This is a genomic window from Nonomuraea sp. NPDC001831, from assembly GCF_042892035.1.
Classification (GTDB): domain Bacteria; phylum Actinomycetota; class Actinomycetes; order Streptosporangiales; family Streptosporangiaceae; genus Nonomuraea.
Map to the genome: position 1 here is coordinate 49,210 of NZ_JBIATU010000008.1, position 15,009 is coordinate 64,218.

At 73.3% G+C, this 15,009-nt stretch carries 15 protein-coding genes; 7 read left to right on the top strand and 8 right to left on the bottom strand.

Annotated elements, in window-relative coordinates; all coding sequences use genetic code 11:
* Nucleotides 1-65: 65 nt before the first annotated feature.
* From ACFYYW_RS25520 to ACFYYW_RS25530, 3 genes are read right to left on the bottom strand one after another with little or no spacing between them, the layout of a single operon-like run.
* On the bottom strand, nucleotides 66-434 hold the full coding sequence (locus tag ACFYYW_RS25520) for an STAS domain-containing protein (protein ID WP_387652140.1): 369 nt from the start codon (nucleotides 432-434) through the stop codon (nucleotides 66-68).
* The gene (locus ACFYYW_RS25525; RefSeq protein ID WP_387652142.1) at nucleotides 431-1,534 is read right to left on the bottom strand and encodes a B12-binding domain-containing protein; all 1,104 of its coding nucleotides are present in this window, start codon (nucleotides 1,532-1,534) and stop codon (nucleotides 431-433) included. Before ACFYYW_RS25525 ends, ACFYYW_RS25520 begins: the two co-directional genes overlap by 4 nt.
* Entirely contained in the window at nucleotides 1,531-3,159 is a 1,629-nt protein-coding gene (locus tag ACFYYW_RS25530; protein WP_387652144.1) for a PP2C family protein-serine/threonine phosphatase, read from the bottom strand. The genes ACFYYW_RS25525 and ACFYYW_RS25530 overlap by 4 nt, the downstream gene beginning before the upstream one ends.
* 275 nt (nucleotides 3,160-3,434) lie before the next feature.
* Here ACFYYW_RS25530 and ACFYYW_RS25535 point away from each other — a divergent pair, with 275 nt between their 5' ends.
* The 3 genes from ACFYYW_RS25535 to ACFYYW_RS25545 all read left to right on the top strand — a co-directional run bounded on the left by ACFYYW_RS25535 (nucleotide 3,435) and on the right by ACFYYW_RS25545 (nucleotide 6,207).
* Complete coding sequence (locus ACFYYW_RS25535; protein WP_387652146.1) at nucleotides 3,435-4,235, top strand: hypothetical protein; 801 nt, start codon at nucleotides 3,435-3,437, stop codon at nucleotides 4,233-4,235.
* Between the two features lie 25 nt (nucleotides 4,236-4,260).
* A complete protein-coding gene (locus ACFYYW_RS25540; protein WP_387652148.1) occupies nucleotides 4,261-4,836 on the top strand; it encodes a hypothetical protein in 576 nt (191 codons plus the stop codon).
* Nucleotides 4,837-4,923: 87 nt separating this feature from the next.
* Entirely contained in the window at nucleotides 4,924-6,207 is a 1,284-nt protein-coding gene (locus tag ACFYYW_RS25545; protein WP_387652150.1) for an MATE family efflux transporter, read from the top strand.
* A gap of 39 nt (nucleotides 6,208-6,246) precedes the next feature.
* Here the strand turns inward: ACFYYW_RS25545 and ACFYYW_RS25550 are convergent, their stop codons facing one another.
* Genes ACFYYW_RS25550 through ACFYYW_RS25565 form a run of 4 tightly spaced genes read right to left on the bottom strand, consistent with a single transcriptional unit; the run spans nucleotide 6,247 to nucleotide 10,470 of the window.
* The gene (locus ACFYYW_RS25550; protein WP_387652578.1) at nucleotides 6,247-6,990 is read right to left on the bottom strand and encodes an amino acid ABC transporter ATP-binding protein; all 744 of its coding nucleotides are present in this window, start codon (nucleotides 6,988-6,990) and stop codon (nucleotides 6,247-6,249) included.
* A 29-nt stretch (nucleotides 6,991-7,019) separates the two neighbouring features.
* Nucleotides 7,020-7,928 (bottom strand): amino acid ABC transporter permease, encoded by a 909-nt coding sequence (locus ACFYYW_RS25555; RefSeq protein WP_352322116.1) that lies wholly within the window; start codon nucleotides 7,926-7,928, stop codon nucleotides 7,020-7,022.
* A 2-nt stretch (nucleotides 7,929-7,930) separates the two neighbouring features.
* Nucleotides 7,931-8,893, bottom strand: a complete 963-nt coding sequence (locus ACFYYW_RS25560) for an ABC transporter substrate-binding protein (RefSeq protein WP_387652153.1) — start codon at nucleotides 8,891-8,893, stop codon at nucleotides 7,931-7,933.
* A gap of 14 nt (nucleotides 8,894-8,907) precedes the next feature.
* Nucleotides 8,908-10,470: an amidohydrolase gene (locus tag ACFYYW_RS25565; protein ID WP_387652155.1), complete on the bottom strand. Its 1,563-nt coding sequence runs from the start codon at nucleotides 10,468-10,470 to the stop codon at nucleotides 8,908-8,910.
* Nucleotides 10,471-10,587: 117 nt separating this feature from the next.
* On the opposite strand from ACFYYW_RS25565, the gene ACFYYW_RS25570 reads away from it, so the two are divergent.
* Nucleotides 10,588-11,463 carry a LysR family transcriptional regulator gene (locus ACFYYW_RS25570; RefSeq protein ID WP_352322122.1) on the top strand — a complete coding sequence of 292 codons (876 nt, stop codon included), beginning with the start codon at nucleotides 10,588-10,590 and terminating at the stop codon, nucleotides 11,461-11,463.
* Nucleotides 11,464-11,576: 113 nt separating this feature from the next.
* Nucleotides 11,577-12,752 (top strand): amidase, encoded by a 1,176-nt coding sequence (locus ACFYYW_RS25575; protein WP_387652157.1) that lies wholly within the window; start codon nucleotides 11,577-11,579, stop codon nucleotides 12,750-12,752.
* Nucleotides 12,753-12,834: 82 nt separating this feature from the next.
* On the opposite strand, the gene ACFYYW_RS25580 is transcribed toward ACFYYW_RS25575, so the two are convergent.
* Nucleotides 12,835-13,875: an Lrp/AsnC family transcriptional regulator gene (locus ACFYYW_RS25580; protein WP_387652159.1), complete on the bottom strand. Its 1,041-nt coding sequence runs from the start codon at nucleotides 13,873-13,875 to the stop codon at nucleotides 12,835-12,837.
* Nucleotides 13,876-13,985: 110 nt separating this feature from the next.
* Between ACFYYW_RS25580 and ACFYYW_RS25585 the strand changes: the two genes are divergently transcribed.
* The gene (locus tag ACFYYW_RS25585) at nucleotides 13,986-14,696 is read left to right on the top strand and encodes an aspartate/glutamate racemase family protein (RefSeq protein ID WP_387652161.1); all 711 of its coding nucleotides are present in this window, start codon (nucleotides 13,986-13,988) and stop codon (nucleotides 14,694-14,696) included.
* Between the two features lie 146 nt (nucleotides 14,697-14,842).
* On the top strand, nucleotides 14,843-14,995 hold the full coding sequence (locus tag ACFYYW_RS25590) for a hypothetical protein (RefSeq protein ID WP_352322127.1): 153 nt from the start codon (nucleotides 14,843-14,845) through the stop codon (nucleotides 14,993-14,995).
* Nucleotides 14,996-15,009: the final 14 nt, after the last annotated feature.

Sequence of the window (15,009 nt, forward strand, 5' to 3'; positions counted from 1 at the left end):
GCCGCATCCCGGCGGACGGACGCCGGGAGTCAGTCTGGGTGAGGACCCAGGACGAACGGTGGTGGTCAGTCCTGGGTGGAGGAGTGCTGGGTGACGCCGGCGGGGGCGCCGGTGAGGTGCTCGTACGTGCCGCTGACGTCCAGCAGCCGCTCCAGCACCCGCGGGCGCTGCTCCAGGTGCAGCCGGGTGCCGGCCGTCACGGCGTGCTGGTGGATCATCAGCAGCGCCGACAGGCCGCTGGAGTCGCAGAAGTGCAGGCCGTCGAAGTCGAGGTGCAGGTCGGTCAGGCCGCCGTCGGCGAGCGCGGCGAGGGCGGTGGTCAGGAGCTCTCGCGCAGTGTTGTAGTCCAGGTCGCCGGTGACGGCGACACGCAGCACCCCCGGGCGGGGCGTGGCCTGGACGAGGGTCAGCGGGTCGGGGGCGAAGGCGGTCATGCGATCTTTCCGTGGCCGGGGAGCGGGGTCTTGTCGGTCGGGACGGCCGCGGCGCTCACGGCGTCGCGCCCGTTGCTGATCAGGGCCGAGGCGCGCGGGAAGTCCTCCAGCCGCCTGCCCAGCAGGTCGAGTGCCGGCAGCAGCGTGCCCGCCGGGACGCCGCGAGCGGTCAGGACGCCGGCCGTCCAGGTGAGGAACCGGGTGAACAGCCCAGGGTCGTCCACGTAGAGCGCGGTGGCCAGGAAGTCGACGATGTGCAGGATGTCCTCGGCGGTGTGCCTGCGTTGCTGCGGCGTGTAGTCCGCCATCGCCGGGATGCGTTCCTCCAGGCCGCCCATGACGTCCCTGACCAGGGCCCGGGCCGACCGGCTGACCATGGTGTACTCCTGGTCGTCCAGGTGCGGCAGGTCGTCGACGGCCTGGCGGGGGGCGACGGGGCGGGTCAGCGGGCCGGCGGCGAGCCGGTCGGCGGCGGCGGCGCCGTCGGCGGCCCAGGCGTCGGCGCCGAGCAGGCGGGCGTAGAGGCCGTCGGGCCCGAAGGCGGCGCCGCCGACCATCACCGGCGTGCCGGTCGCCTGGCAGGCGGTGATGGCGGCGTGGGCGCCGGGCAGCCGGGTCGGGATGGAGCTGGACAGCGCCACCACGTCGCAGGCCGTGCGGTGGAGGTGGGTGATGAGGTGGTGCGTCGGCACCTGCGCGCCCAGGTAGTCGACCTGCCAGCCGCGCAGCCGCAGCACCTCGGACAGGATGCGGGCGGGCATGGCGTGCCACTCGCCGTCGATGCAGGCGACGGCGATGCGCCCGAGCGCCGGGCCGCTCGCGGCGGCGGCGCGGGCGGCGGGGTGGTGGGCGAGCGCGGCCAGCACCCGCTCGTTGACGGCGGTGGCGGTGTGCTCCTGCGCCACGGTGATCTGGTTGCTCTCCCACTCCAGGCCGACGCGGGCCTGTACGGGGGCGACCACGTGCAGCAGCAGGGTTTCCAGCGAGATGTCCTGGTCGAGCGCGGCGAGCGCGGCGTCCGTGGCGGCGTACTCGTCTCCGGCGACGGCGGCGTCCCAGAGTTTTTCGCGCCAGGCGGAGAGTCCGTCTGCGTGCGTCATGCGGTGAACCTTCCCCGTCCGTGTCCTCCCACCGCGCTCAGATGGGCCCCGCGCGGCGCGGTGATGGCGATGACGGCCATGTCATCATGATCGCCACCTCCTACCCACTGGGACGACAACATCTCCACACGTTCCGTGATCGCCTCGGGCGGCATGCCGCCGCACTGCCGCAACTCCTCCTGCAGCCGCTCGTCGCCGAACATCTCGTCGCCGAGCGGGCCGCCCATGGCCTCGGTGATGCCGTCGGTGTAGAGCAGGCAGGTCTCGCCGGGTTCCAGGACCACGGTGTCGGTGACGCTCGTGACGCGTTCGAGCATGCCGATGAGGGTGCCTTTGGTGCTGGCCACGTCGACGCGCCCGTCGCCGCGTACGACGAGCGGCGGCGCGTGCCCGGCGCTGGTGACCCGGAGCAGGACGCGGTTACCGGCCCGCTGGATCGAGGCCAGGACGAGCGTGACGAAGCGGGAGCGGTCGCCGCCCTTGACGAGAACGCCGTTGAGCAGTTCGAGCACGCGCTGATGGTCGCCGGCCATCGGCAGCAGGGCCTGCAGGGTGTGCCGGATCTTGCCGGTGAGCACGGCGGCCTCCAGGCCCTTGCCGGCCACGTCGCCGAGCACCACCAGCGACTCCTGGCCGGGCTCGGTGGGCGGGTGGAGGTCGTAGAAGTCGCCGCCGACCCGGGCGGTGTGCTCCGAGGGACGGTAGCGGGCGGCGACCTCGACGCCGTGCAGGCTCCGCACGCGGGGCGGCAGGAGCTCGCGCATGAGGGTCTCGGTGATGTCGGCCTGCTCGGCGTACAGGCGGGCGGCCGACATCGCGGCCCCCGCGCGGGCCGCGAACAGCCGGGCGAAGACCTCCTCGCCGTCGGAGAAGGACGCCTGGCCGCTGCCGCGCAGCAGCACGAGCGCCCCGGCCGGGACGCCGTGGCCGGGCAGCGCGGTCACCACCATCGAGCCGATCTCGTCGAGCCCGTCGCGGGCCAGCCAGGCGGGGGCGGCGGCGGGGTCGATCCAGCGGGAGGGCAGGGGCGGGTAGCCCTGCAGCGCCTCGGCCAGACCCGGCACGGCCTCGGGATCGACGGCCAGCTCCTCGCGGACGACGACGCCGTCCGGCCCGCAGTACGCGATGGGGTGCCGGCGCCGGTAGGGCGGCAGGATGACCAGCGCGGCGTCGGCCAGGTGGCGGGCGGCCAGCCGGGCGGTCACCTCCAGGCAGCGGTCGAGGTTGAGCGAGGACAGCAGCTCGCTGGAGGCCTTGTCGAGGAACGACGTGCGCTCGCGTTCGAGCTGCAGGGCCTGGGTGGCGCGGTCGAGGTCGGTGGTGTCGGCCAGCCACCAGGCGATCACGTCGCCGTCGCGGACCGGACGCGCCACGAACGTGGCCGCCCCGATCGAACCACGCACACCGCCGGGAAGAGCGCCGTCGGGAAGAGCACCGTCCGGAAGGGCGGCGTCGGGAAGGGCGGCGTCGGGAAGGGCGGCGTCAGGGAGAGGGGTTGTGGCGGCGTGGGCGTGGGAGAGCCAGGCGGGAGCGCTGTCCGCCAGCGCCGCGCCGGGGACCGCGCCGGGCAGCAGCCGCAGCGCCGCGTCGTTGGCCTGGGCGATGACACCCGCGGTGTCCACCACCAGGACCGGGTAAGGGGCGCCGCGCCACACGGTCCCGGTTTCGTCCTGTCCCAGACTGCTCGTCAGACCTCTCAAAACAACGAGCCCGCCGTGACGGGCCCTGCCTCCCTGAAGAATGGTTGCGTATACACGTTCTCCTCCCCACTGTAGCCGAGGCTCGCCCACCGCCCCAGCCGCGGACGGCCCGGTCAGGCGCCCCCGACCGGCCGTCTCCAGTGGTTTCCAGTCGTTTCCAAGGAGCCGCGGCCAGGGTCTGGTCAGTCAGGACACAGTCGGTGGACGGGGAGAAGATGGGCGAGACGAGGACCCGGTCGGTGCTGGGCAGGACGGGGGCGACGCTCGTCCTGAGCGCGGTGCTCGGTTGCGCGCCGGGCTCCGCCGACGCGGCGGACGCGAGCGTCGGTGCGGCGGCGTACGTGGTGCGGGGCAAGGTGGTGAACTCGGCCGGCCGGCCGGTCCAGGGCGCCAAGGTCGTGGTGAAGGACCGGCGCTACTACAACAGCGACATCGTCCTGCACAGCGACGGCAACGGCCTCTACCGGGCGCAACTGCCGCGCGAACCGTCGTCCTGGCTGGTCAGCGCCTCGGTGACGCGGCAGTTCCACGGGCGGCAGTACACCTTCGACCTGGAGCCGTCCTCGACCGGCTCCGTCCGGGCGAGCGCGGGCGGGGTGCGGAACTTCACCTGGCGCGTGACCGGCAGGCGGCCGGGCGCCGACGGCCGGTACTACGGCGGCCTGGTCGCCACGAACCTCTGGTTCGACAACCTCCCTGAGGACGTCGACCAGGAGAACGTACGGCTGACGATGACCCCGGTCGGCCCGCTGATCGACGGCAGCGAGGGCAAGGTCGTCTCCGGCCGCGCACCGGTCTACACGGACAGCGGCTGGGCGGTGGTCGACGTGCCCCTGGGCCGGTACCGCATCACCGCGACCTACCGCTCGGCCACCAGTGGCAAGGTCTACCCGCTCCAGGTGAAGCTGACCGGCTCGGCCGCCTTCGGCCCGCAGGTCACCGCCGACTTCGAGCAGAGCGGGACCAACCAGCGGATCAGACTGGAGGTCAGGTTCGGCTGATCCGGCCGTGCCGAGAAGCACCTCGATGAACATGAATGACGATCCGAAGCCGGAGGCCGCGACTTCGTGTTCGCACGCGCGGGTGGCCGCCGGGCTGCTGGTTCTGGCGGTGGTCGCGGTGGCGGCCGCCCTGGTCGGCGGCCTCGGGCACTACGTGCTGCTCGACCGGCCCGTTCTGCTGGGGACGCTGGCGGCGAGCCTGGTCGTCGTCTCAGGGGCGCTCGCCTTCGGCGGCGGTCCGCGCGCGCCCGCCGTCGCGCTCGTGATGATCTGGGCGATGGCCGGGCTGATCGCTCTCGTGACCGGCATGCGGGTGCATGCCAGGATCCCCGGCCCGGACGGCAGCGGGCTGGAGGTGCAGGTGCTGACCGACGACTGGATCGCCCCCGACTGGAGGCTCGTGGTCCGCCGGGACGACGGCCTCCTGACCCGCGAATGGCCCCTGACGGAGCGCTTCACCGCCGGACCCGACGACGGCCCGCCCAGGGTGACCTGGCTCGACCCCGCACACGTCCGCCTGGACGACCGGCCCGCGCGGACGGTCACCCTCGACCCACGCTCCGGACGCCCCCTTGAGCAGGGCCACCTCAACGGCGGCTGAGACGCGAAGGGGCAGACAGGACGGGCGGCCCACCGATATAATGATCATGCATCCCGGCGGGCAGGCGCTCCCGGGATCTTGCATGTCATGCCCTCCACACCTCATCGAGCGCTGCTCGCCGCGGCCGTCCCGCTCTTTCTGTCCATGAGCGCCGGGATCGTCGCCCAGCTCGTCACCACCTCACTCCTCGGCCGCCAGGCCACGGTCCAGCTTGCGGCCTTCGCGCTGGTCAACGCTGTGCTCACCCCCGTGACGGCGGCGGTGTCGGGTGGTCTGCGGGGGATGGCGCCGTTCGTCGCCGCCTGCCGGGACCGTCCGGTGGAGGCGCTGCTCGTCCTGAAGGACGCGCGGTGGCTCACCGCCGGGCTCGGCACGGCCGGCGCGGGCGTCATGCTCGGCGTCCCGGTGATCGCGCGGATCGGCGGGGCGCCCGGCGAGGTGGTGGCCGAGTTCGGGGCGTTGCCGCCGCTGCTGGCTCTCCAGGTGTTGCTGTACGCGGCGGGCAGCGGCGCCGGCGGCGTGCTGGTCGCGCTCGGACACAGCAGGCTGGTGCTCCGGTCCGGGTTGTCGAGCACGGCCACGGGGGTATTGCTGCAGTTCGTCCTGGTGCCGCGGATGGGCGTCCAGGGCAGCGGGGTGGCGCTGGTGGCGTCCACCGCCGTGGCCGTGGTCGTGTCCAATGCGCTGCTGCTGCGCCTGCCCGAGCTGGCCGGGCGGTCGTCGTGGCCGGGCCGCCCGCGGTGGCGGGAGATCGTGCGGATGGCGCGGGTGGGCGTCCCGATGTCGGCCACGCTCGTGGTGAAGTTCGCGGTCATGGGCGGGGTGACGTACGCCGCCGCGCGGACCGGGGCGCAGGGGGCGGCCGCGCACGCCGTCCTGCTGTCGCTGCACGGATTCCTGGGGCTGGCCGCCGTCGCGGTCGCGCAGGCCGCGACGCCGGAGATCGCCAGGGCGGCGCTGCCGGGCCAGGCCCGCCGGCTGAACCGGGCGGCGCTGACGATCGCCGCCGCCGGTGTGCTGGCCGGCGGGCTGGTGCTGGTCGTCCTGGGGGAGGCGGTGCTCGGGCTGTTCACCTCGGACGCCGCCGTGCTCGCCGTCGCCGTCGGCCTGCTGCCGTTGTCGGTGCTGCACGCCCTGGCCGACCACTGCGCGATCGTGATGTCGGCCGGGCTGACGGCGCTCAGGCGGTCGTCCTGGACGCTGGGGTCGGCCGTCCTGGGGAACGGCCTGCTGGCGTCCGTGGCGGGTCCGGCGGCGCGGGCTTGGGGGCTGCGGGGGCTGTGGCTGGCGTTGATCGCCGGTTCGCTGCTCGTCGTCGTGACGCAGACCGCCGGGTTCCTGCGGTTCAGCGCGCGTCGGCGCGACCCCTAGAAGGGGGAAGGGGGCTCCGGCGGGCGGAGCCCCCTCGCCTCAGGGGCGGTCCTGGGTCAGGACGCTGGACAGGAACGCCCTGGTCCGCTCGTGCCCGGGGTTGGCCAGCAGTTCGGCCGGCGGGCCGCTCTCGACCACGACCCCGTCGGCGAAGAAGGCCAGCCGGTCGCCGACCTCCCTGGCGAAGGCGATCTCGTGGGTGACCACGACCATCGTCATGCCGTCGGCGGCCAGGCCGCGCATGACCTCCAGCACCTCGTCCACCAGCTCGGGGTCGAGCGCGGACGTGGGCTCGTCGAACAGCATCAGCTCCGGGCTCATCGCCAGCGCCCTGGCGATGGCGACCCGCTGCTGCTGGCCGCCGGAGAGCTGGTGGGGCCGCTTGTGCGCGTGGGCGGCCAGGCCGACGCGCTCCAGGTGCTCCATCGCGGTCGCCCGGGCCCGCTCGGCGGAGACGCCGAGGACGTGGACGGGGGCGCAGGCCACGTTCTCCAGCGCGCTCTGGTGGGCGAACAGGTTGAACCGCTGGAACACCATGCCGATCCGGCGGCGGAAGACGGCGAACTCCTTGGGCGTCCACGGCCGGTAGCGGCCCTCGCGCAGGCTGTGCCCGACCTCCTCGCCGAGCACCCGCAGGCTGCCGCCGAGCACCGGCTCCAGCCCGTTGACGCAGCGCAGGAAGGTCGACTTGCCCGATCCGGACGGCCCGATCACGCAGCTCACCTCGCCCGGCGCGACGGTGAAGTCGACGCCGTTGAGCACCTGCGTGTCGCCGAAGCCCATGCGCACGCCCGTGGCGTGCACGACGGGGCTCACGCCGCCGCCTTCGGCAGGATCCGGGCCGCGAGCCCGCCGCCGCGGACCAGCCGTACGGCCTCGGAGCCGAACCGGCGTTCCAGGCGGCCCTGGAGGAAGGTCGCGACGGCGGTCATCAGCATGTACCACAGGCTCGCCACGATGAGCAGCTCCATGATCAGGTTGTTGGCCTTGTAGATCTGGCTGGCGTTGGTCATCAGGTCGTGCCCGGCCACCACGTAGACCAGCGACGTGGTCTTCAGCATGGAGATGAACTCGTTGCCGGTGGGCGGGATGATGATCCGCAGCGCCTGCGGCAGCACGATCACGCGCATGCGCTTGGCCGGGGTCATGCCCAGCGCGTACGCGGCCTCGGTCTGGCCGTGGTCGACGGCCTGGATCCCGGCCCGCACGGTCTCGGCGAAGTACGCCGCCAGGTTCAGCCCGAGCCCCAGCATGGCCGAGGTGAAACCGGTCATCACCTCGTTGGTGTCCCACTTGACGCCGATCATGGTGAACGGCACCTTGAGCACCAGCTCGGGGAACAGGAAGGCCAGGTTGTACCAGAAGATGAGCTGCACCAGCACCGGCGTGCCGCGGAAGAACCAGATGTAGAGCGTGGCCAGCCCGCTGAGCACCGGGTTGTGCGACAGCCGCATGATCGCCACGGCGACGCCGAGCACCAGCCCCAGCACGGTCGCCAGCACCGAGATCTCGATGGTGACCCAGACCCCGGCGAGGATGCGGTCGTTGAACAGGTATTCGGCGACCTTGCCCCAGTCGAGGCGCGGGTTCACCACGACCAGGTAGACCAGCCAGCCGGCGATCGCCGTCACGACCGCCGCGGCCAGCAGACGGCCCCAGTGGCGGGTCCTGGCGACCGGGACGTGCTCCCCGGACGGCCCGGTGAAGGGTTCCGTGCGCATGGTCACTTACCGCCGTTGACGACAGCGGACTGGACGGCCAGCTTGTCCAGGTTCCACGCCTTCAGCAGCTTGGCGTACTCGCCGCCGGTGATGAGGGAGTCGAGCGCGCCCTTCACCGCGTCGACGAGCTCCTTGTCGTCGGGCTTCATGCCGATGCCCCACGGGCTCTCGGTGCCGTCCAGGGCCATCGCCTCGACGTCCAGCTTGGGGTCGGCGGCCTTGCTGGCGGCCACCACGTAGTCGGTGATGGTGGCCTGCGCCCGCCCGCCGGTGACCTGGATCAGGGCCTCCTGGTCGCCGGGGAACTTCAGGATGTTCACGGCCGCCTTGCCGGCCTTCTTGCAGTCGGCGTCGTACTGCTCGGCCAGCTCCATGGACGAGCCGTTGTCGACGACGGACACCGTCTTGCCGCACAGTTCGGCCGGGCCGCTGATCTTGGCCGGGTTGCCCTTCTTGACCAGCAGACCGGCGCCGGCCTGCACGTAGTCCACGAAGGTGACCTGCTTCTGCCGCTCCGGCGTGTCGCTCATCGAGGAGATGACGAAGTCGTAGCGGCCGGTGAGCACGCCGGGGATCTGGGAGTTGAACTCCTCGTCGGAGATGGTCACCTTGGCGCCGAGCTTCCTGGCGATGGCTCTGGCCAGCGCCGGGTCGAAGCCGATCGCCGTCTTGCCGTCGCTCGCGTACAGCTCCATGGGCGGGTAGCCGACGGACGTGACGACCTTCAGGCCCTGCGTCTTCAGGCGGGCCGGCGCCTTGGCGGCGAGAGCCTGGTCCGGGGTGATGGCGTTGATCACGTCGGCCGCCTTCTCCTCGGTGGGGGCCTGGTCGAGCGTGACCGCCGCCGCGCCGCCGTCCGTGGGGGCCGCGGCGGCGCCGCCGTCGTCCAGGGACTGGGCGCCGCAGGCGGTGGTGGCGGCCAGCAGCGCGCCGGCGGCGAGGGCGGAGAGAGTGCGGATGTTCACGAGGGGGTGCTCCTTCAGGATCGCTGCCAGCGGACTTCGCCGCCGACGACGGTGGTGAGGACCTGGGTGCGCAGCACCGCCTCCGGCGGCTCCAGGTACGGGTCGGTGTCCACGGCGATGAAGTCGGCGAGCATGCCGGGCGCGAGCACGCCCTTGCGGTCCTGCTCGCCGGCCGCGTACGCGGCGCCGAGGGTGTGCGCGGTGATCGCCTCGGCCATGCTCAGCCGCTGCTCGGGCTGCCAGCCGCCGGCGGGCGTGCCGTCCTGCCGGGTACGGGTGACCGCGGCGTACAGTGCGGCCCACGGGTCGGGGCTCTCCACCGGCGCGTCGGAGCCGAAGGCCAGCGCGACCCCGGCGTTGAGCATGCCTCGCCAGGCGTAGGAGGCCAGGTCGTGGCCGGCGAGCAGCGAGTCCACCAGCGCGATGTCGGTGGTGCAGTGCACCGGCTGCATCGAGGCGACGACGCCCAGCCGGGCCATCCTGGTCAGGTCCTGGGGGCGCAGGTGCTGGGCGTGCTCGATGCGGTGCCGCAGGCCGGCGGTGGGCCCGATCGCCTCGTAGGCGTCGAGGACCAGCCGGTTGGCGCGGTCGCCGATGGCGTGCGTGGCGACCGCGATGCCGGCCGCCGCCGCCTTGCTGAAGATCCGTACGAGGTCTTCGTACGGGGTGACCGCGATGCCGGTGTTGTCGTGCTCACCGGCGAACGCCTCGTGCATGTGGCAGGTGTGCGAGCCGAGCGCGCCGTCGCTGAACACCTTGACCGGCCCGGTCCGGACCCAGTCGTCGCCCTGGCCGGTACGGCGGCCCTCGGCGATGGCGGCCTCCAGGGCGACCGTGGGGACCGCCTTGTGCACGCGGATCTTCAGCTCGCCGGCGTCGCGCAGCTCCAGGTAGGCGGCCCGGCAGTCCTCGCCGTCGATGTCGTGCACGCTGGTCAGCCCGAACGACAGCAGCTCCTCCTGGCCGGCGCGCAGCCGGTCGCGCAGGTCGCCGGAGACCATGAGGGCGCGCAGCGGGTAGGAGGCGGACTCGCGCAGGATGCCGGTGGGCTCCCCGTACGCGTCCCTGACGATCTCGCCGCCGACCGGGTCGGGGGTGGAGGCGTCGATCCCGGCCATCCGCAGGGCGGCGGAGTTGGCCCAGACGGTGTGGCCGTCGACGTTGGGCAGCGCCACCGGCAGGTCGGGGCAGACCGAGTCGAGGGCCTTGCGGTCGGGCTGGACCGGCGGGTTCCAGATGTTGCTGTTCCACCGGCCGCCGAACAGCCAGGCGCCCGGCCGCAGGGTCGCCGCGTGCTCGGCCACCTTGGCCAGGGCCTCGTCCAGGGAGCGCACGTCGCGCAGGTCGACCGCGCCGAGGCTCTGGGCGTACTGGGCCGTGTGGATGTGGGCGTCGTACAGGCCGGGCAGGACGGCGGCGCCGTCGAGGTCCATCAGCTCGGCTCCCGGGCCCGCCGCCGCGCGCACGTCGGCCTCGGTTCCGACGGCGACGATCAGCTCGCCGTCCACGGCCATGGCCTGGGCGGCGGGGGCGCCGTTGGTGCCGGTGCGAATGGTGGCGTTGCGGTATACGCGCATGTCATGGATCTCTCAGGGGTTTCGGGTGGGGTGGTGCGGCTCACTGTAGAAGTGGCGGAAAGAAGTAGGAAGCGATATAAACACGACATTTAGCAGCGCTGAGAGCAAGGAACGCTTATGCTCAAGCCGGAACATCTGCGCACACTGCGTGAGGTCGTGCGTCTGGGGTCGTTCGCGGCGGCGGCGAACCGGCTCGGTTACACCTCCTCGGCCGTCTCCCAGCAGATGGCCGCGCTGGAGCGGGAGACCGGCGTGCGGCTGTTCGACCGCTTCGCCCACAGCGTGCTGCCGACCAGCGCGGCGGAGGTGCTGGCCAGGCAGGCCGAGACCGTGCTGGCCGACATCGAGCGCATGGTGGCCACCGTCCAGGCGGTGCACCGCAACAGCGAGCCGCAGATCCGGCTCGGGCTGTTCCCCAGCTTCACCGGCGTGCTGGCCGACGTCATGCGGCGGATGGAACCGGAGGACCGGGCCGGGATCCGGCTGTCGGTCGCCGAGTCCTCGCAGCTCATCGCCCGTCTGGGCAGCGGCGGCGAGATGGACGCCGCGGTGGTCTACCAGGTCGGCAACACCGGGTTGTCGTGGCCGTCGGTGCTGACCAGGCGGTGGATCGCCGAGGACCGGTACCGGCTCGTGCTGCCCAGGCTCTGGCCGGACCTGTCGCCGTACCGGGCCGAGCAGCTCGTGGACCTGCCGTGGATCATGCACCACCCGGCCAGCAGCGACGCCACGCTCTTCGAGGCCCTGTTCGCCCACTGGAGCCTGCACCCGCGGGTGGTCTGCCACTCCGACGACTTCAAGATCACCCTGTCGCTGATCGGCGCCGGCGTCGGCGCGGCCCTCATCCCCGACCTCGCGCTGCGCGGCCACGGCGAGGACGTCGTGGTGGTCGACGTGCCGTGGCTCAACATCAGCCGCAGCATCTTCACGCTGGTCCACCCCGACCGCGAGACCGCCCGCCTGCAGTGGCTGCTGGACGAGCTGACCGTCTGAACCGCCTCTCGACGCGGCCGGGGCCCATCTGCCAGCATGTGCCGGATCATCCCCCCGGGCCGCGCGCCACCTGGCGTCGCCGTGCCCGCGCAAGGCTAAGGAGATCTTTCACCGTGGAACGCGAGGCGGCGATGGCCCGGTCCGTCGAGGCGATCCGCCTCCACAGCGGGCAGCACATCCTCATCGAGGCCGGCCAGGAACCCGTCCTCGGCCGCCTCGGGCGCGACGACCGCCGCACGCCGGACGGCCCCCTGCGGAACTGGACGTACGTCGTCAAGGACATGATCGACGTGGCCGGCCTGCCCACCACCCGCGGCTCCGCCCTGTACGGCGCCGAACCGGCCCTGGCCGACGCCCGCTGCGTCGAGCTGCTGGACGCGGCCGGCGCGCTGCTGGTCGGCAAGGCGAACCAGCACGAGTTCGCCTGGGGCGTGACCAGCGAGAACCCGCACTGGGGCGACGTGGGCAACCCGCGCCACCCGCACCTGACCCCCGGCGGTTCCAGCGGCGGCACCGCCGCGGCGCTCGCGGCCGGGATCGCCCGGTTCGGGCTCGGCACCGACACCGGCGGCTCGGTGCGCATGCCCGCGGCCTGCTGCGGCGTGGTCGGGCTGCGCCCGCGTGCGGGGGCCGTGCCCGCCGCCGGGGTGGCGCCGCTCGCCCCCGCCTTCGACGTGGTCGGCCCGATGACCACCTCGGTCGCCGACTGCGCCCGCGTCTGGCAGGCGCTGACCGGCGAGGACGTCGAGCCGCCCGAGTCGCTGGCCGGGCTGGTCGTGGGCGTCGTGGAGGGCTGCGCCCAGGCCGGGGACTTCGCCGAGCTGGGCGCGCGGCTGCGCGAGGTGGCCCTGCCCGCCGAGGTGCTGGAACCGTACTGGACGATCGTGAGCGCGCAGGCGCGCCGGACGCACGAGGGCACCTTCCCCGAGTGCGCCGCCCGCTACAGCCCCGGGGTACGGGCCAAGCTGGCGGCCGCCGGCGGAATGGGGCACGACGACTACCGGCGGGCCGTCGAGCGGCTGGCGGCGCTGCGGGCCGCGTTCGCCGCCCGCATCGAGGGCATCGACCTGCTGGTCATGCCGACGCTCGGCGCCCCCGCGCCCAGGGTCGGCTGCGACGAGGCCCGGGTGCGCGGCGAGGTCGGCCGGATCACCGCGACGGTGTCGGCGCTCGGCCTGCCCGCCCTGGCCGTCGGCGACCTGCAGCTCGTCGCCACGAGCGAGGCCGCCGTGCTGCGGGCGGGGATGTGCAGGGAGGCCCGCGGCGGGACGATCCCCGAGCCGCGCTGACCCTCAAGGATCCGCCGGTCAGGCCGCTGCGAGCTTGAAGGATCCGCCGGTCAGGCCGCGCCGAGCCTCAAGGATCCGCCGGTCAGGCCGCGCTGGGCAGGCTCCACGGGTCCACCGGCACGACCTCGGCGCACCGCCCGTACGGGTCGAGCAGCCGCCCGTACAGCTTCGACTGGCGCAGCACGATCTGCCGGTCGGCCACGGTCACGTGCGGGAAACGCTCCTCCAGCCGCACCACCAGCGGATGCAGGTCGGCCACGCCGTGCAGGCCCACCGTCAGCAGCATGTTCCGCGGCCCGGCGAGCGCCGCGCACGTACGCGTCTCCGGCCAGCCGAGCAGCGCCCGGCCGGTCTCCTCCAGCAGCGCGTCGGGCATCCGCAGCCACAACAGCGCGGCCGAGTGCCAGCCCGCGTGCGACCGTGCCAGGTCGCAGCGGAAGTCGAGGTCGCCGGTGGCCACCAGCCTGGTCAGCCGGCGCTGCACCGTGCGCTCGGACGTGCCCACCGCCCTGGCCAGCTCGGCGTAGGGCGCGCGGCCGTCGGGCAGCAGGGCGGTGAACAGCCGCCGGTCGATCTCGTCCATCTCCCTGGTCGACTCCGGCGCGGCCGGCCGTCTGGCCAGGGCGGCGGCGGTGCGCGGCGGCAGCACCCGCAGCCGCCACCGGCACGACGCCTCGAACACCCGCGTGGCGACGTGCGTGCGGACCTTGGCCACCCCCGGCACCCGGGGCAGCGCGGTGAGCACGTGATCGGCCAGGGCCGCCATCGACGGGGCCACGGCGATCACGAACAGGTCGTGCCCGGCGGCGACGTGCTGGACGGTGATCAGATGGCGCTCGCGCGCCAGCGCCGCCGCGACCTCGGCCGCCGCGCCGGCCGCGCAGTCGATCTCCAGGAACGCCATGCTCAGCGCGTGCATCTGGCGGGGGCCGAGGGCGACCGTGGTCCACGCCTCGCCGGTGCTCGTGAGCCGCTGCCAGCGCCGCGCCGCCGTCACTGGGTCGGCCCCGACGGCCGCCCCCACCTCCACCCAGCTCGCCCGCGGGCTGATCTGCAGGGCGTCGATGAGCTCAAGGTCGGACTCGGCCAGCAACGACGGCGGCTCGATGCCGGAATCCTGCACTGATCCTCCCTTGATGTCTGATTGCTGCGTTCCAGCGGTCGGGACACCCTATACCGGGATCCTGGGCCCCGACCGCCGTCAGGCGCAGCCACCGGAAGGGAGACCCGCGGATGACCTCGCTCGGCCGGGCCAGGATGGTCGGCGTGCTGGGCGGCATGGGCCCGGCCGCCACCGTCGACTTCTACGGCAAGCTCGTGGCGGAGACCGCCGCCACCAGCGACCAGGAGCACGTGCCGGTCGTCATCTGGGGCGACCCGCGCGTCCCCGACCGGTCGACGAGCCTGCTCGGGCAGGGGGAGGACCCGACCCCGCAGTTGCGGCGCGGCATCGGGGCGCTCAGAGGGGCCGGGTGCGAGCTGCTGGCCGTGCCGTGCAACACCGCGCACGCGTTCGTGCCGCGCCTGGCCGAGGAGGCCGGGCTGGAGCTGGTCAGCATCGTCGAGGTCACCGCCGCCGCCCTCGCCGCCGACGGCGTCCCCGCCGCCGGGCTGCTGGCCACCACCGGCACGCTCCGCGCCGACCTGTACGGCCCCGCGCTGCGCCGGCACGGCGTGACCCCGATCGAGCCGGACGAGCCAGGCCAGCGCGAGGTCATGGCCGCCATCGCCGCCGTCAAGGGCGGTCACGCGGGCCGCGAGCACGCCGACGCGCTGGCCGCGCAGGCCCGGTCGATGGCCGCGCGCGGCGCCCGGCGCGTGGTGGCCGCGTGCACGGAGGTGCTGCTCGCCCTGGACCCGGCCACGGTCCCGGTCCCCGTCGTGGACCCCGCGCGGCTGCTGGCCCGCGAGGTCGTCCGCGTGGCGCTGGCCGCGCGCGGCTGAACCGGACTTCTTTCACTTCCGCCTCTCAAGTCACATCCAAGCCACTTCCAATCTCCGGATGGTGGGCTTGGCGCATGAGCTGAGGACGTGCCCGCACGTCCGCGAGCCGGGGGGCTCGCAGCTCGATGCGAAGGGAGGTTACGACCATGAGCAAGAAGATCGTGAGTCTGGACGATCTGGGTGACGAACTGGCGGTGATCGAGGAGGCCGATCTCGGCCTTGTCGCGGGCGGCATGCCGATGCAGCGCTGCTACGGCACCAACGGAAACCCGCCCACCGACTGGGTCTCCGACTACTGATAAAGACGATTCGC